2 protein-coding genes and 1 other RNA gene are annotated in these 2180 nt (G+C 56.7%); all 3 read right to left on the minus strand.

The annotated features are described in order from the left end of the window. Positions 1-21 precede the first annotated feature (21 nt). Positions 22-398: RNase P RNA component class A (rnpB, locus tag FDX03_RS22000), an RNA gene on the minus strand. A 32-nt stretch (positions 399-430) separates the two neighbouring features. Next, positions 431-1576 (minus strand): glycerate 2-kinase, encoded by a 1146-nt coding sequence (gene garK / locus FDX03_RS22005; protein ID WP_061068667.1) that lies wholly within the window; start codon positions 1574-1576, stop codon positions 431-433. A gap of 65 nt (positions 1577-1641) precedes the next feature. Then, on the minus strand, positions 1642-2180 hold a 539-nt coding region (locus FDX03_RS23795), incomplete at its 5' end, for an NAD-binding protein (protein ID WP_249357147.1).

The following is a 2180-nucleotide window of genomic DNA, read 5'->3' on the forward strand; positions in this document are numbered from 1 at the left end:
GCCGGAGCGGGGTTCTATAAAGAGTGAAGCTGACCGATAAGCCGGGTTCTGTCGTGGACAGTCATTCATCTAGGCCAGCAATCGCTCACTGGCTCAAGCAGCCTACCCGGGTTCAGTACGGGCCGTACCTTGTGAACCCCTATTTGGCCTTGCTCCGGGTGGAGTTTACCGTGCCACGGACTGTTACCAGCCGCGCGGTGCGCTCTTACCGCACCCTTTCACCCTTACCTGATCCCACTTGCGTGGGCCATCGGCGGTTTGCTCTCTGTTGCACTGGTCGTGGGTTTCCCCCCCAGGCGTTACCTGGCACCCTGCCCTATGGAGCCCGGACTTTCCTCCCCTCCGCCCGTCTCCCCCGAAGAGGACGACGACGAAGCGGCGACTGTCTGGTCAGCTTCGGCGCGCAGTATAGAGGGTTCGTGCGCCTTTGTCACCCCGCACTACGCATTCCGATTGCCAGCGTGGCGGCGATATTCCTTGAAGCGCGGTAAATATTATCCGATGCCCCGCGGAAAGCGTCCTCCAGCGTGCCGATCCGGGTTAATACGCTAAACACCGCATCAATGCCATATTGGTGTACCACGTCCACATCGCGTGTCAGGCTACCGGCAATACCAATTACTGGTTTATGGTACTTCTTCGCTACATTTGCCACACCAATCGGCACTTTGCCATGCACACTCTGGCTGTCGATACGTCCCTCACCGGTGACCACCAGCGTACAATCGTGAATATGTTCTTCCAGATTGAGCGCCTGAGTCACAATCTCGATACCACTGCGCAGCTCCGCGCCTAAAAAAGCCATTAACGCGGCCCCCATACCACCAGCCGCTCCCGCGCCAGGTACGTCTTTCACATCCACCCTGAGCGATTTTTTAATGATATCGGCATAGTGGGAAAGATTGCGGTCCAGCTCGACAATGTGTTCCTCAGTCGCCCCTTTCTGAGGCCCAAAGATGCGGGATGCGCCAGTATCGCCCGTCAGAGGATTCGTCACATCACAGGCAACACGGATTGAACAGGTTTTTAAGCGCGGATCCAGCCCCGAAACATCGATGGTATTGAGGCAAATCAGGCTACCGCCGCCGTAACCGATTTCAGTACCGTTGGCATCACAGAGTTTTGCTCCCAGTGCCTGCACCATACCCGCGCCGCCGTCATTGGTCGCGCTACCGCCAATGCCGATAATGATACTTTTCGCACCGCTTTCCAGCGCCTGCAAAATCAACTCTCCGGTACCACAAGACGTTGTCACTAATGGATTGCGTTTTTCAGGAGGAACCAACGCCAGGCCGCTGGCTGCAGCCATTTCGATAAACGCGGTTTTACCGTCACCGGACATGCCCCAGCAGGCATTCACTTTTTCACCCAGCGGCCCCGTCACCCACGCGGAATATTCACTCCCTTGCGTGGCGGCAATCATGGCTTCGACCGTTCCTTCGCCGCCGTCGGCCACCGGAACTGAAACATATTGCGCATCGGGAAATATTTCCCGAAATCCTTTTTCTATTGCCTGAGCGACCTCAGTGGCAGATAGACTTTCTTTATAAGAGTCTGGGGCAATTACGATTTTCATAGTTATGTAGCCTGACTGTGCCGCGCAAGGCAAGAAATACAGGGCGCACATCCGCGCCCTTCTTGTTAGCGTGTGACTTCCACTTTCGCCAGTTTTTCGTAGTAGCATGCGAGCGCGCTGTGATCGGCGGTGCCCAGCCCATCTGCACGCAGCGCCTGCATCATCTCCATGACTGCAGCAGTCAGCGGCAACTGCGCGCCGACCCCATGAGAAGTGTCCAGCGCATTCGCCAAATCTTTGATATGCAGGTCAATACGGAAGCCTGGCTTGAAGTTGCGGTCCATAACCATCGGCGCTTTCGCGTCCAGCACGGTGCTTCCCGCCAATCCGCCACGGATCGCCTGATACACCAGATCCGGGTTCACACCCGCCTTGGTCGCCAGCGTCAGCGCTTCAGACATCGCCGCAATGTTCAGCGCCACAATCACCTGGTTCGCCAGCTTAGTGACGTTACCCGCGCCAATGTCACCGGTATGCACCACGGAGCCTGCCATCGCTTTCAGCAGATCGTAGTACTTGTCGAAAATCGCTTTATCACCGCCAACCATCACCGACAACGTGCCATCAATCGCTTTTGGCTCGCCGCCGCTGACCGGCGCATCCA

This window comes from Citrobacter sp. wls827, from assembly GCF_005280875.1.
GTDB classification, from domain to species: domain Bacteria; phylum Pseudomonadota; class Gammaproteobacteria; order Enterobacterales; family Enterobacteriaceae; genus Citrobacter; species Citrobacter youngae.